Below are 14,571 nucleotides of genomic sequence, written 5' to 3'. Positions count from 1 at the left end.
GCACTTATACTAGTGTACGGAATTGTGTTGGATTCATGCCTGCTTTGCTGAAAGCTTCTCGGTCCACACAGAAGAGCCGGACGCAGTCTGTGATGGAAGAGGTCTCTCCCCGCGAGCGATCGCGACGGCTGCCTCGGCGAGCAGGCGGGTGGGGTCGACAATCGGCACGGGGAGCGCGCCCTCCGGAAAGACCAGCGGGAGTTCCGTACAACCAAGGACGAGGGCGCGAGCGCCGCAATGGACGAGCCAGCTTCCCGCAGTAAGCGCCAACTCAGTGGTTTCGGTGTCCAGCTTCCCTGCTTTGACGCGGCTGATCGCGTTGGTGACCAGCGCCTGATGCTCTGAGTCAGGAACGAGCGCCTCTAGACCGCGATGGGCGAGTGCTTCCTGGTAGAGGCGGCTTGCAATCGTTCCGGCAGTCGCCAGGATACCTACCAGTGACCCCGCAGGCACGAGACGACTCACTTGTTCAGCTGTCTCTTCGATCATGCTGATGATCGGAATCGAGATCAGCTGCTGCACGGCGGCAAGAAACGCGTGTGCGGTGTTGCACGGAACGAGAAGCAAATCTGCGCCAGCCGCTTCCAGCCGTTGTGCACTGGCTATGAGCCAGGGAGTTGGGTCAGGACCGTTGCCGAGAAGCGCAGCGGTGCGGTCTGGGATGCGTGGGTCGGCATCAATGATCACATGCAGATGATCCTGGTCACACGTGGCCGGTGTGAGTTCAATGATCTTACGGTAGAGATCGACGGTTGCTAGAGGGCCCATCCCGCCGAGAATCCCAATTGTATACCGCTGCATCATCCCCTCCGAATCACTGCGCACGCTTACCTGATCCGAGGATAACCGATGCCCCACTGAGTACGAGGGTTGCTGGTGTCGGGTGCCAGGAACAACAGTGGATTTAGTATTCGGAGAGAGATGCGTCGGACGCACGCTGCGGACAAAGGGCAAGCCTCGTAAGGCGGAGTGTCTGAAGCATCGCGCACGCCGCAAGATACATTTTTGACGCCGATCTCAGCCGCATCGGCGCTCTACGAGGCAGTGGGAAACCGCGTCGCGAACAATTCTGCAATCGGGGTCGCGGTCGTTGAGCTCGAGGACCATCGAGCGGATAGGCAACCGTACCTCGGTTGGCTACGGTTGTTCCTTGACGCGCGGGCTGACAACACGCAGGATCGTGTTCGAGAGACAGATCGGGGGGCCGATGTTCATTGATCTCAGCTTTTTCGAGGTGGACGAGGGGATGCAACCGGAATTCGAACAAGTCTTCCGTGTCTTGATCGCTGCTGCTCGGGAGGCCGAAGGGTGCGTTTCTTCCGAACTGGTACGCCTTGACGAAGAACAACGCTATGTGTGGGTCGAACGCTGGGTGAGTCGGGAGGCACATAACGCCTTCAACCAGCGTCTCTTCGGTGAACTCCTGCCGCGCTTGCCAGAGTTCGAGCGCTATGCGCGGCGTCTTGTCGATCGGGACGCCGAGGGGTATGTGGTGATCTGAGAGACGCTTTGCTCTGCTGGGCTCTGGAGCGGTACACGAGTCGGGACGAGCTTGGTCTCGAAGGAAGGCTGGTGAGTCTCCAACGTGTCAGAGTGATCTGCGTAAAGAACCTGCATCGTGACAGAAGGTACAGGCAACCGGAGTGCGGTTGTCTCCGACGCTCAGAGGAGAGAGCTACACCACAACGTTGCGTCGTCGATCTCGCCCACCAGTGGGCTGGCGTACCGTCGAAACGCATCCGTCACTGCGTGCCCATCGGGGGCAATAAACGCATCAGGAACGCGCCGCTCACGACCGGCGAGGACGTCAAGAGGAATGGGTTGGAGGGCAATGCGATAGGGGTTGTCGCTCAGCCGCTCGATCCCAACCGAGCAGCCACTGTGTCCTGCACCTGCGCACTGTGCGGCAGTCCAGCCAACCAAACGGGCTTCCTCGCGGTCGAGGGGCACGATTGCGGGAATGAAGGAGCGGGCAAGTGCGCCGGGACGGATGACACGAACTCGTCGTCCAGAGCGTCTCTCCAGCGCTTCTGCGAGCACCTCTGCTGGACTGGGCGGATAGACGTGCCCATGAGGGTCGACCCATCGAACCGCAGACCCAGCGATTGGCGTCCCGGATGCGTCGCGCAGCGTTTCGGGCAGAACCGTGACGAGCCAACCCAGTTGTTGCTGCGCGGTGAGAAGCTCCTCGATGAGTGCCTCTCGCGAGAGCGGTGGGCGTTCCGGTAAGAGTAAGCGAAGATGTGGCCGGAGGTCTTGCGGAGTGACCAGCGCACAGGCGGCGACGAGCCAACCGGCGTTCCGGCCCTGGACTTCGAGGAGGGTAAAGGAATAGAGCTCCCGAACGGACCAACTGTCAAGAAGTAAGCCCTGTGTGGCGAAGGCAAGAAAGCGAGCCGCTGATGGATAACCTGGTGTGTGATCGTTTCCCGGGAGATCGTTGTCGATCGTCTTTGGAGCGTGGACAACAGCGAACGAGAAGCCAGCGCGGGTTGCAGCCGAAAGGAGTAGCTGTGCAGTCTCGGCTGTATCGTTCCCGCCGATCGCGATGAGCGCGGTTACCCCAAGCCTCCGTAGGCGCTCAAGGATCAGATTGCTTGCCTGATCGTCGAGTCGTTCACGCGACGTGCCCAGCGCGGCGCCGGGCGTGCGCGCCAGTGTCTCCAGCTGATGTTTGTCACACAATGTGAGATCGACCACGTCATGCGCGAGCAAACCTGCAACCCCGCGGCGAGCACCCAGCACACGCGTGAAGCCCGCACTTCGCGCACCCTCAATAACCCCTGCCAGGGTGGCATTCACCACAGCGGTTGGTCCGCCACTCTGAAAAACCAGTAACGCTTGCCCTCGCATTAGAAGTCTCCATGTGCTGGGAGAATACGGAATAGTCGCAAGGCATTGTCTGCAAGAATCTTGCGCTTTGCGTGTGGAGAGATTGGTAATTCTTCGATTACGCGCGGGGCGCGCTCAATATCTCCGATCTGATGTGGATGGTCACTACCGAGGAGAAGACGGTCTTCGCCAACGAAGGCGAGACCAAGAAGGAGACACGCAGGGTCAAAGAGGACCGTGTCGAGGTACATCTCACGAAAATAGTCCATTGGATCACGCTGGAGGCGACCGCGCAGTTCAGGATAGGCACGATAGCCGCGCTGCACGCGCTCGGCCAGGTACGGGAGCGTCCCACCGAGGTGGGTCTGGATTACGGTGAGGCGTGGGAACCGATCAAGGACACCACCGAGGACCATGCGAACGGCGACCATGGTCGTGTCGTAGGCGAAGCCGAGAAGGGCTACCAGCCGATAGTCGCTGAGGTAGTCGGCGAATGCCGGTGCGGTTGGATGAATCATGAGTGGAACATCGAGTGCCTCAGCTGCTTCAAAGACTGGCCAGAACTCCGGTGCATCGATCGGACGCCCGTTGACGTTCGAGAACACCATGGCTCCGACGAGACCAAGTTCGCGGACTGCTCGTTCAAGTTCGTACGCAGCTACTTCCGGAGTCTCAAGCGGAAGTGTGGCCAGACAGCGAAACCGGTGAGGATACGTACGCTGAATCTCTGCGAACTGTTCATTGACGACCCGTGCCAGCGCTCTGGCCCGATCAGGGCGCTCGACATGAATGCCAGGGGTGGTCAAGGAGAGGATCGCCATGTCGATTCCTGCACGTGCCATGTCCTCTACGCGTGCCTCGAGCGAGTGGTGTGCAGGAGCGAGGACGTTATAGTCGCCCGCATAGTGCAGCACGAGATTGCCCGCCTCATCACGGACCAACGTTACGTGGTCGCTTCTGCGCTCGATCTCGCGCAGGTATCCAGCCGGATAGAAGTGTGTGTGGCAATCGATCCGCACAAGTCCGTCACCTTCCACTTGCAACAGCGTCCAAGCTGTCTCGCCACGGTAGCATAACGAACGTCTTGTGAAAAGGGCGGTACCGCTCTGGCGTTGTGCTTCTTGTCCTTGGACGAAACTGCCTCGCCCAGTTCTCCTGGCGACAGTGATTCTCGAGTACCACGCGATACAGGGGGCGGTTGGCACCACGTGCGAAAAACCGAGACGACGTTTTGCCGGACACGCGGTGTGCCACAACCTTTCACGGGCGCCGCAAACGGTGCACTGCGACAGTAACAGTGGTGTCGCTGGCATCAGGCCAGGGGCCCGGCCAAAAGTCGACGTCGTCGTGCCAGCCCAATGTCCGCAACTGTTCCACGAACGTGGCAGCCGTGCGACGTCCTGGCTCGGCGAGCCAGAGTGACCCACCTGGTGCGATGAGGCGTTCGACGAGCGCAAGGAGCGGTACGATGTCCCGATCTTCGTAGAGGACGTCGGCTGCCAAGACCAGAGGTGTGTTTGTCGATTCGACCAGCGCCAAGAACTCGGGTGACGGCTGTCGCCAATTGAGACGGCATGTGGCGGGGGCACGGCCAGTATTCTGAAGACAGTTCCAGCGGGTCAGGAGCAAGGCCTCGGTACTGTAATCGGTGACAAGAAGTTCTGCGCCAGCCCACAGCGCTGCCACAGCCGTCACCCCGAGTCCGCAGCCGAGTTCGACGACAAAACGGCCGCGCACGGCCTCCGTATTCAGCAGGAGAGCGTCACCCAGCGCGATACCGCTCGGCCAGAGCTCGGCCCAATAGGGCAACTGCTCTTCGGGGTCGTCCTGTGCCAGCTCAAGGAGCCGATCGGTATCGGCTGGCTGAACGATTGTGAGATTCCGCCCGGAGCGGGGCAGAGTAAGCGAACGGACCCGAAGCGGGCCCAGCCGGGACTGATCCCAGCCGGGGATAACCATTTGCACCGGTGGAGTCTGCTCGGGAACATGGCTTGCTGTGACACGTCGCGGTGTCATCGCCGAGCCTCAGCGAGGCGACCGACGCGCCGGAGAGCGACGACAAACCGCTCGCGCCCCACCTTCATCTCCTCAAGATGCCCGTCCTCGCGCTCCGGATCGCCAGGGCGAAGTTCGACAGCGAGTGTCTCGTGCGCGATGTAGTCGGCGAACCGTTCGACGGCTGCAGCCATGTCCCCGGATGCCCGATAGACGACGACGATTGTGTCGTCGATCTCGAACCCGGCATTCTTGCGTGCCTCTTGAACTCCGCGGACGAAATCGCGTGCCAATCCCTCAAGCCGCAGCTCCGGCGTGATTTCGAGATCGACTGCGACGAGCAGGTCACGATCTTCGAAGGCGGCGAAACCGGGACGGTCAAGCGCTTCGACAAGGAAGTCGTCTGGACCAAACTCGAGTTCTTCACCATCGACAACCAGGACGACGTGGTTGCCAGCACGGAGGCGTCGCGCGAGCTGGTTCTGCTCCACTTCGGTCAGAACCCGCTGGAATGCCGGGAGCTTTGCCCCGAGTCGCGGCCCGAGGACGGGGAGGTTCGGCTTTACGCGATAGGTCAGGTAGTCTTCCGGGCGCTCGGCAAACTCGACAGCCTTGACGTTGAGCTCGTCCATAAACTGGTCAAGCAGTCGCTCAAGGGCGCGTCGAGCAGCGGGTTCACAGACGGCGACGACCGCTCGAGCCAGTGGTTGGCGCACCTTGACGCCGGCCTTATTGCGAGCTGCCCGGCCGAGCTCAACCGCCCGCAACAGCCAGTTCATGTCCTGGATAAGTTGGAGATCAACCTTCACCGGATCCGCCTCTGGGTAGTCAGTGAGATGCACCGACTCCGGGGCCTGAGGATCGACACGGCGGACCAGGTTCTGATACATGAGTTCGGTCGTGAACGGGATAAAGGGTGCCAGGAGCTTGGCCAACGTGACCAGCACCTCGTATAGCGTGAGATAGGCCGCTGCTTTGTCACGGTCGCTCTCGGTCTTCCAGAAGCGACGACGATTGCGGCGGATGTACCAGCTGGAGAGATCGTCGACGACAAACTCTTGAAGGGTACGGGCTGCATTCATCGAGTCGTAATCCTGGATCCGGTCGCGGACGGTCATGATGACCTGCTGGAGTCGTGCCAAGATCCAGCGATCAAGAAGCGTCCGTTCTTCGAGTGGCACATCGTGCTGAGACGGAACGAAGCCATCGAGGCGGGCATAGTTGGCGAAGAAGGCGTAGGAGTTCCAGAGCGGTAACAGGAATGTTCGGCGAACCTCATCGAGGAGGCGCCAGCCGAAGTTGAGATTCTGTGCCGGATTGTGCTTGAGGTAGAGCCAGCGCATGACGTCGACGCCGGCACGCTCAGCGGCTTCGTCGAACCAGATGGCGTTCCCTTTGCTCTTGTGCATTTCTTCGCCCTTCTCGTCACGGAGTAGGGCGAAGCCGAGGCAAGTCTTCATCGGTGCTTGTCCGGTGAGCACTGTGCTCTGGGCGAGCAAGGAGTAGAACCAATTCCGGAACTGGCCGGGGAACGACTCGGTGATGAAGTCGACCGGGAACCACTCCTGCCAGAAGTCGCGGTCGTGTCGATACCGAAGTGTCGAGAAGGGCACGATACCCGCGTCGAGCCATGGGTTCCCAACGTCAGGGATGCGGTTTGCCACGGCTCCGCACCGTTCGCAGCGGATCTTGACCGCATCGATCCATGGCCGGTGCGGTGTATGCCCTTCAAACTCTTCCCACCCGGCGATCGCTCGCTCGCGGAGCTCCTGCTCGCTACCGATGACATCAAACCAGCCGCACTCAGCGCACTGCCAGATGGGGAGCGCAAGGCCCCAGTAGCGCTTCTTCGAAATCATCCAGTCGTCCATGTTGCGGAGCCAATCCAGCTCGCGCTCGAGCCCGAACTCTGGGATCCAGCGCACCTGGCGAGCTGCCTCCATGACCTTTTCCCGCCAGGGATCGACCGCGATGAACCACTCGTCGACCAACCGGAAGACGAGTTCTGTCCCGCAGCGCCAGCAGGTCGGGTAGCGGTGGGTGTATGGTTCGCGACGGTACAACAGCCCGCGTGTCTCCAAGTCGCGTGCGATTGGGTCGGCGACGGTGTGTACGTGTTGCCCGGTCAGCCAGTCGAACCCATCCACGTAGTACCCGTCTTCGGTCAGCGGAGCGATGACGGCAAGCGCGTGCTCTTTGCTCAACTGGTAGTCCTCGCGCCCGCAGCCTGGCGCAATATGCACGATGCCGGTCCCCTCGCTTGGATCGACGGCTTCCCAGGGAATTACCCGGTGCTCGACTTGGGCATTGACCGGCAAGTGGTCGTAAGGTCCGCGGTACTGGAGGCCAATGAGGTCGCTCCCCTTGAGATATTGCAAGACCTCATACGGGCCACGCAGTGCGTGGCGAGCGGCTTCTTCGGCCAGGATCAGCACCTCATCGTTCTGCCGGACTCGGACGTAGGTGAGATCGGGATGGACGGCGGCCGCGACGTTTGCGGTGAGAGTCCAAGGCGTTGTCGTCCAGACGAGTAGTGATTCGCGGTCCTGTCCCTCGAGTGGGAAACGGACGTAGACACTGAGGTGTGTGATTTCCTTATATCCCTCGCTGACCTCCATCTCGGAGAGACCCGTGGCGCAGCGTGGGCACCAGGGCATGACGTCAAAGCCGTGGTAGATCCAGCCGTTCTGGTGACATACCTTTAGAAAGTGCCAAATCGCGTAGTTATTCTCGTCAGAAAGCGTGTAGTAGGAGTTGTCCCAATCCATGAAGTAGCCAAGACGCTTGGACTGTTCAGTCTGAATTGCCGAGTAAGTAAAGACGCGTTCCTTGCACTTCTCGACAAAACGATCGATGCCATAGGCCTCAATGTCCCGTTTGGATGTGAAGCCGAGTTCGCGCTCGACCTCGACCTCGACCCAGAGACCTTGGCAGTCGAAACCGTTCTGGTACCGCTGACGGTAGCCGAGCATGGTGTAGAAACGCTGGTAGAAATCTTTGTAGGTTCGTCCCCAGGCATGGTGCACGCCCATCGGATTGTTTGCGGTGATGGGGCCGTCCATAAACGAGTAGCGTTTATCGCTGTGTGTGTTGCGGGTGAGATACTTTTGAACGATGCCATGCTCATACCACCAGCGGAGGACTGCACGCTCGAGCGCTGGGAAGTCAACGTCCTTGGTTGGCACTGGCTCGAACATGTGGCGCACCTCCGAACAGTTCCAACGCTTTTTCGTCTCTCCTTGAAGCTCAGTACCGAAAACCCCCGCCCTCAGGCCTGAGGACGGGGGTCCACCCGCGGTACCACCCCAGTTGGCACAGGACGTTGGCGTCCTGCGCCCACTTTCGGTCGCTGTAACGGGCGACTCCCGTCTGCGCCTACTCTGGTGTCACTCCGGTTCGGGCAGCGGCTCGGGAAGGATCTTCCGTCGCGTGCATCCCATCCGGCTCACACCGTCCCGGACTCGCTGAGGGTGACTCGCGACGTACTCGTTTCCGTCTTCGCCCTTGCCGTGTTCATTTGTTACCATCCAAAACCCTACCACGCCTCTCGACTGGGCGACAACTGGCTACCGCTCCCAGCACCCAAAGAAGCATTGTGGGGTACGCAACATGCCTCATCATTGCTGCACCAGGCACGACAGAGCACCCTGCAGGTACCCAGGATCCGAGCAAAAGTTCCATGCCGGAGCGTGGCGTTGCAGGCCAATCATCGAAGAGAAGTGTGGAGGACGAGGTAGGCGGAAAGAAGACCGAGTGTTGACACTCACGCAAGCGTGGTTGAGCCCAGTGGTTCAGCGCTCCACAGTGCTGCTTTGTCAACACGATGCAGCCGTCGGTAGAGGAACGCTGCAAGAGGCTGAATTTCCCGCAGGTGCGCGGAAGGAAGAGGCTCTCCCAGCACCTGCTCTTGGGTGAGTTGACACGCACCAGTTGCTCTCATAGGGTTGGGGCGAGATTGTATGGGGATGTTGTGAACATGCCGAGACAGTCAATGGTATTACGTTGGCTTGCTTTGATCGGCGTCACCGCTATCATGGCGACGGCAGCTGGTGGGCGATTCCTCATCGGACTGGTCTTCCCCGATATTCAGCACGATCTGCACACGAGTCACGCGCAGCTCGGCTCGATCGTCTCGCTGAGCGTACTGATTGTCGGGCTTGCCCAACCAGGTGTCGGATGGCTTGTTGATCGCTACTCGGCTCGTGTCGTTGCATTGGGGGGACTGTCTAGCCTTGGCTTCGGTTTGATTCTCGGGGGTTATGCCCAGGATCGGCTCGCGCTGACACTCGGACTCGGGGTTCTGGCTGGTCTCGGACTTGCGACAATCTCACCAACGCTTCTCACACCGGTGGTGGCAGCGTGGTTTGAGCGAGGAAAAACGACAGCCCTCTCGCTGGTCTCGACAGTGAATCCGGCTGGGCAAGCGCTGGTGGTCCCAGTCTTGGCCGCACTGGTGACGGGGCTGGGCTGGCGTGCAGCGGTCTCCATGCTGGGGATTGGCTTACTCGTTCTCGCGCCAGCCGCAGCGCTGCTCCTGAGCTCTCACGGCACGCGGTGGAGTGGGAAGGCTGAAGCCAGCGGGTGCAGCGTGACCGATGCTCTCCGTTCACCTGCCTGGTGGCAGTTCGGGTTTGGCTTCTGGGTCTGTGGTTTCACGATGGGCTGGGTCATGACCTATTTCGTCGACTACGCGACGCGTCTTGGTCTGAGTCACACGGTGGCGGCCACGGGTCTTGCGCTGACTGGGTGGGCGAGCATTGCTGGAGCCTTTGCGACTGGCTGGTGGTTGGACCACACAGGAAGTACCCTCCCGTTAGCCGTTGTGTATGCACTGCGTGGATTGGGCTTCATCCTCCTTCTCTGGATTGGGGGACACACAGTTGGCCTCCTCATTGCTGCTCTTGTCATCGGGATTTCCTGGAGTGCGACGACACCGCTCACCTCATCGCTTTGTGCAACGCTTTTCGGGCTGCGTCGGCTGGGCACCATCTTCGGATTACTCTTCGCTGTGATGCCGGTGGGGACTGCTGCAGGATCCGCTTTGGCTGGCCTGCTCTTTGACTGGACCGGAAGCTACACGGTTTCGCTGTTGCTCTCAGCGGCGGCTGGGATCGCGGCAGCAGCCGTCGTGTTTCCGGTACGGGTGTCGCCGTGCCCGTGCGCCCAGCTCGACCCATTGCACCAAACCGTTCCCACGGCAGCCCAGTAAGCGGTGCGTGCAAGCTCCGATGAGTGGGCACTTTTTCCGTGCTGAACCGGTGACAGCGAAGCAGACGCGCTTCTGGGAAGTGGATCTGCTCCGCGGGTTTGCTTTCATCCTGATGGTGATCTATCACGGTGCGTTCGATCTCGCGGTGTTTGGTGGTTGGCCCATTGGCGTGACCTCAGGAGCCTGGCGTGCCTTCGCTGATTTCATCGCCAGTCTCTTCTTATTCGTCTCTGGCGTGTCGCTCGTCCTCGCACGGTCCCGTGCTGGTCAGGACACGCGCTCCTACTGGTGGCAAGTGCTGCGCCGTTCATCCCGTCTTGCTGCCGCGGCGGCTCTGGTGACGATCGTCACGTGGGTGATCAGTCCACGCGATGTTGTCCTGTTCGGGATCTTGCATCTCATCCTGCTGTCGAGTCTAGTGGCACTCCCACTCTTACGATTGGGACTCTGGAACCTTCCGATCGCGGCAGTGGCTTGGCTGCTTGGATTGCTGCTCGCTCGGCTACCGGGGAATCCTTGGCTGTTCTGGGTCGGTCTGGTACCGGCGGATTACCGCTCGTTTGATTTCCGACCCTTCCTGCCGTGGTTTGCGGTTGTGCTCCTTGGAGTCTCAGCGGGCAGCTGGCTGTATTCGGGCGGAGGACGGCGGTGGGCCTTCCCCTCTTGGGAACGACTATTCCCCATCTCGATTGTCATCTGGCTCGGCCGGCATAGCCTCATGCTCTATCTGATCCATCAGCCGGTTCTCGTCGTGCTGCTCGCTGTTCTTGGGCTTCTTGACGTAGGTCGTCTCATCGGATGATAACGGTCTGTGGTGGTACTCCAAAAAGGTTTGCAAGAGTGGGCCCAAATAACGCCCAAGGGTGGCAAGAAGTTCAGCATCAGCTGTTGAGAAGGGACGGGGATCAGTGCGTGAGACTGCAACGGCCCCGAGTACCCGAGAACCGGCGACAAGGGGTGCGACCAAAACGGCATAGAGATCACGCCTTCCCCACCTGAGAATCGTATTTGGTGGCGCCTCAGGGGCGATCACCGCAATAGGAGCGTTGCTTTCGATCGCCTGCCATGCGATCCCGTGACCGCGTGGGATCCGGACTGTGGCGGCGAGATCTTGATCGTGACGCGAGTACAGAACGTGCAAAGAGGTCGCCGATTCGTCGAGGAGGAAGATGACAATGTTGTCGTTCGACAGTGTGCCCGAAATCGCGAGGTCGATCACTTCAACCAAAGCATCAACGTTCGGGATATGCGGAAGATGCTCAGCCACTCGGTGGATGGCATGAGCAGCAACCGATGTCGGCGGAACAACGGAGTGCTGCAGTAGCAGGATTGGTACGCTGTTCGGGTCCCGAAGCGCTTCAAAGAAGGCGTCAACCACGGCAGGATGAAATTGCGTGCCCCGACCGTGACGAATCTCCTCGATCGCGTCCGCAAATCGGCGTGCCGGACCATAGGGGCGATCAGAGATCATGGTATCGAATGCGTCGGCCAGACCAATAATGGCGGCGCCGAGCGGAATCTCCTCCCCAGACAAGCCATCTGGATAACCTCGACCATCCCAACGCTCGTGGTGGGCGCGGACGAGTGGAATAATGCGACTTAGTTGCGGATGATTTGCCAAGATTTCGGCGCCGATGGAGGGGTGGAGCCGGATCAGTGCCCATTCCGATGGGTCCAACGCTCCTGGTTTCCCAAGGACATGATCTGGGATAGCGAGTTTGCCGATGTCGTGAAGGAGCGCGGCGAGTTCAATCTCTTCGATCGCCTCTCGTGAGAGCTGTAAGTGTTCGGCAATCACGCGGGCGATCCGTGCGACACGGCGCGAGTGATCGTGAGTCGCTGGATCCTTGGCATCAACCGCTGCGGCCAACGCCTCCACCGAGGCGCGATAGAGTGCCCGTTCGCGCTCATTCCCACGAACGATGTGGAAAGCGAGAGCGGCGTGAGTGGTAAGTTTGGCGAGGCGCCGACGCTCGCTCTTGGAAAAGCGGTGGGTTCCGAAGCGTCCGACGAGGAGGAGTCCCAACTCGTCGCCCTGGATGGCAAGCGGGGCGAAAACAAGGGACGACGGATGTGCAGCTGTCGCGAAGCGGAGGGCGTATCCGAGATCCTTCGTCGAGGTGTCTGGGATGTAGTGCAGAGTCCCTTCTAGAGTCCCTTCTGAGGAATGTGCACCAAAGTCAGCGATCTCCGGCTCGAGCGTCCAGCCCTTGGGTAGGCCATCGAAGTGCGGCGTCGTCGCAAGCGGGACAAAGCGACCTCGTTCGCGGTCGAGATCGAAGACAGCGGCAAAATCGAACCGCACGAGCGCAGAGAGCTTAGCAAGGAGTGCGCGTGCGAACGTGTCGCTTGAGCTTTGTGCCCCAAGATCGAGTGTCAGGTGTGTTACGGTGTCTTGCTCGAGTAACGCAATCCACCGCTCAGTTGCGTGGAGAATACGGTTTCGCACTTCCCAGAGTGTGACGGCGAGCTCTCCCCGTTCTGCCCGAAGCTGTTCTGGAAGTGCGAGTAAAAGAAACCCAGTTGGAGTCTCGTCAGGGTCAAGCGTTACAAGGAGAACAGTGTGAAATGTTGCAAGAATTTCCGAGAAGGGCGCACGGAATTCTGCCGGTACGAACACGGCATCACTGAAATCTAGAGCACGCTCAGAACTCATTGATGCCAGCCACTCATAGAACGCGTTTTGGCACAAAGGCTCGAGGTCGGGAAGTCGGTGAGAGGACAGAGCATCCGCCGTTGCGACGGCACGAGCCGGAAAGGCCGGACACTGGAGGACCAACGCCGCTGATCCACCGACCCATTCACTGAGCTGTTGGACGAGTGGAGGAGCGAAGGATCGCGGATCAAAGTCGCGGAGGAGCAGCTGGCTGACGGTGGCAAGGAGGGTCTGATAGTGTGCTTGCCGACGCAGGGCATGGCGCTGTGCGATGAAACGAATTGTTGTAGCCAGTTCACTTGCGATGAGGCTAGCGAGTTCGCGGTCGTATTCTGAGAAAGGAGAGACTCGCTTCCGCCCAAAACCAAGGACGCCAATTGTCTGTTCCTCGTAACGAACAGGGAACAGGAGTAGTGACCGTAAGGGGAAAGGCTGTCCTGGGCGATGGTATGTTCGAGGATCTTCCCAGGTATCGGTGATCAGGAGTTCGCGGCCAGTGCGGAAAACCCAACCAGCAAGACTTCGATCGAGGGGAATACGATGTCCGACGCGGGATTCAGGGATGGTGCCGGAGCCCCAGGAAACGCGCAAGGCGTATGGTGAATCTGGGTCGGGTTCAAGGTAGATCATGGCATCATACCGCAGTCGGTCACGAATGACGCGTTCAACTTCTTCCAGCAAATCAGCAACTGAGGGAGTAGAGACAACGCGCTGGGAGACTTTCAAGAGGCTTCGCAGATCACTGATTGTTCTTTCCAGCTCAGCTCGGAAGGAGAGCCGCACAAGGGTCACGGCGATCTGCTCGAGAAGAACTGCTGCTGCTTCCAGTATCTCATGACGCGTGTTCGAAGGACGTCGAACTGTTGCGCTGATGTCCCAGCCGACGACCAGTGCGACAACGTTCGCGTCGGAGCGAATGCTGCAGAGGATAATGTGGTCGACCGAGGTCGGGAGCGCTTCCACCCACGGGCCTAACGTCTCATATGCTCTGTCACGAGGAACAACCTGCGGCCGACTGGTCAATTGCTCAAAATGTGACCAGGAGAACTCCCAGGTAGTGAGAGTTTCCCGAATGCTTTCGTCCGCGATATTCTGGAAAAAGACTTTGTGATCCTCTCCCGCCCGAAGCCACAACGCCAGAGATTCCACGCCGAGGAAGTCTGCCAGCGGACCCACCACCGCCCGACCAACGGCGTCGTGACTTGACGCGGTGGCCAGCGAGCGGTCGATTGCCAAGACGCGCGCCAGTGCCTGGCGTGCTAGCGCCTCGCGTTCATAGAGACGACCAGCGATTGCGACAAGAGCGGCGAGTGAGCACCACCGTTCAGCCTCACGGATCTCCCGGCGAAGGAATGGACGGGGGTTGTGATGTCGCCAGAGATAAGCGACGCCAACGAGTTCGTCTTGCGAGCGTAGTGGAATCACGAGGGCAACAAGCTTGCCACGCAATGCGAGTTCCCGCAGGCCAGGATTGACCGGTGGGAAGCGTCGCCAGTCGCGGGGACGATAAAGGTGCAGCGGCCGCTGGTGTTCACGGATCCAGCGCTCGGCTGGTACCTGGCTGGGAGGAACCTTGGCGACACCAACCGGAGTGAGCGATTCGGGAGGGAGTTCGCCTTCGATCGTCCCGAGGAGCACCTGTTCGAAGTCCTCATCGAAGACGAAAAAGCCGCCGAGGTCGGCATTGACGATCGGCAGGAGCGTCCGAAGGACGTGACGAAAAAGATTCTCCGGTGCTGGTTGCTCGGTGATCGTTCGCATGGTTAGGTCCACCGAAGCATGGTTGGCACTATGTCCACCACTTGAGTATATCGATTACGGCTTCGGCAAAAGATGGCAGTCACAGGTAGGTCAATCGTCCTGAATTCCGTCTTACGGT

At 59.8% G+C, this 14,571-nt stretch carries 8 protein-coding genes, 1 pseudogene and 1 other annotated feature; of the genes and pseudogenes, 3 read left to right on the top strand and 6 right to left on the bottom strand.

Translation table 11 applies throughout. The features are described from left to right. Positions 1-33: 33 nt before the first annotated feature. A complete protein-coding gene (gene cuyB / locus NET03_RS00390; RefSeq protein WP_252126906.1) occupies positions 34-804 on the bottom strand; it encodes a cysteate racemase in 771 nt (256 codons plus the stop codon). Between the two features lie 403 nt (positions 805-1,207). On the opposite strand from cuyB, the gene NET03_RS00385 reads away from it, so the two are divergent. Continuing rightward, positions 1,208-1,501 carry a putative quinol monooxygenase gene (locus tag NET03_RS00385; protein ID WP_252126905.1) on the top strand — a complete coding sequence of 98 codons (294 nt, stop codon included), beginning with the start codon at positions 1,208-1,210 and terminating at the stop codon, positions 1,499-1,501. 161 nt (positions 1,502-1,662) lie between these two features. Here NET03_RS00385 and NET03_RS00380 read toward each other — a convergent pair whose 3' ends face one another. The 4 genes from NET03_RS00380 to ileS form a co-directional block, all read right to left on the bottom strand. Further along, positions 1,663-2,853: a diphosphate--fructose-6-phosphate 1-phosphotransferase gene (locus tag NET03_RS00380; protein WP_252126904.1), complete on the bottom strand. Its 1,191-nt coding sequence runs from the start codon at positions 2,851-2,853 to the stop codon at positions 1,663-1,665. Further along, positions 2,853-3,851 carry an amidohydrolase family protein gene (locus NET03_RS00375; RefSeq protein ID WP_252126903.1) on the bottom strand — a complete coding sequence of 333 codons (999 nt, stop codon included), beginning with the start codon at positions 3,849-3,851 and terminating at the stop codon, positions 2,853-2,855. The genes NET03_RS00380 and NET03_RS00375 overlap by 1 nt, the downstream gene beginning before the upstream one ends. A 241-nt stretch (positions 3,852-4,092) precedes the next feature. Continuing rightward, positions 4,093-4,848 carry a class I SAM-dependent methyltransferase gene (locus NET03_RS00370; protein WP_252126902.1) on the bottom strand — a complete coding sequence of 252 codons (756 nt, stop codon included), beginning with the start codon at positions 4,846-4,848 and terminating at the stop codon, positions 4,093-4,095. Continuing rightward, positions 4,845-8,024: an isoleucine--tRNA ligase gene (gene ileS, locus NET03_RS00365; protein ID WP_252126901.1), complete on the bottom strand. Its 3,180-nt coding sequence runs from the start codon at positions 8,022-8,024 to the stop codon at positions 4,845-4,847. The genes NET03_RS00370 and ileS overlap by 4 nt, the downstream gene beginning before the upstream one ends. 76 nt (positions 8,025-8,100) lie before the next feature. Then, positions 8,101-8,335, bottom strand: a binding site (T-box leader). Positions 8,336-8,818: 483 nt separating this feature from the next. Here ileS and NET03_RS00360 point away from each other — a divergent pair. Next, positions 8,819-10,036, top strand: coding sequence for an MFS transporter (locus tag NET03_RS00360; RefSeq protein WP_252126900.1), 1,218 nt, complete (start codon positions 8,819-8,821; stop codon positions 10,034-10,036). 19 nt (positions 10,037-10,055) lie between these two features. Then, the gene (locus tag NET03_RS00355; RefSeq protein ID WP_252126899.1) at positions 10,056-10,838 is read left to right on the top strand and encodes a heparan-alpha-glucosaminide N-acetyltransferase; all 783 of its coding nucleotides are present in this window, start codon (positions 10,056-10,058) and stop codon (positions 10,836-10,838) included. A gap of 45 nt (positions 10,839-10,883) precedes the next feature. On the opposite strand, the pseudogene NET03_RS00350 reads toward NET03_RS00355, so the two are convergent. Next, a pseudogene (locus NET03_RS00350) lies at positions 10,884-14,453 on the bottom strand (GAF domain-containing protein); the annotation flags it as partial. Positions 14,454-14,571: the final 118 nt, after the last annotated feature.

Origin of the sequence: Thermomicrobium sp. CFH 73360, assembly GCF_023806465.1 — a bacterium.
Taxonomy (GTDB): Bacteria; Chloroflexota; Chloroflexia; order Thermomicrobiales; family Thermomicrobiaceae; genus Thermomicrobium.
Note: the sequence above shows the minus strand (reverse complement) of the source record. Positions and strands in the feature narration are given on the sequence as shown.

Coding starts and splice junctions, on each gene's coding strand:
- cuyB (WP_252126906.1), bottom strand. CDS start 804: ATGATGCAGCGGTATACAATTGGGATTCTCGGCGGGATGGGCCCTCTA.
- NET03_RS00385 (WP_252126905.1), top strand. CDS start 1,208: ATGTTCATTGATCTCAGCTTTTTCGAGGTGGACGAGGGGATGCAACCG.
- NET03_RS00380 (WP_252126904.1), bottom strand. CDS start 2,853: ATGCGAGGGCAAGCGTTACTGGTTTTTCAGAGTGGCGGACCAACCGCT.
- NET03_RS00370 (WP_252126902.1), bottom strand. CDS start 4,848: ATGACACCGCGACGTGTCACAGCAAGCCATGTTCCCGAGCAGACTCCA.
- ileS (WP_252126901.1), bottom strand. CDS start 8,024: ATGTTCGAGCCAGTGCCAACCAAGGACGTTGACTTCCCAGCGCTCGAG.
- NET03_RS00360 (WP_252126900.1), top strand. CDS start 8,819: ATGGTATTACGTTGGCTTGCTTTGATCGGCGTCACCGCTATCATGGCG.
- NET03_RS00355 (WP_252126899.1), top strand. CDS start 10,056: ATGAGTGGGCACTTTTTCCGTGCTGAACCGGTGACAGCGAAGCAGACG.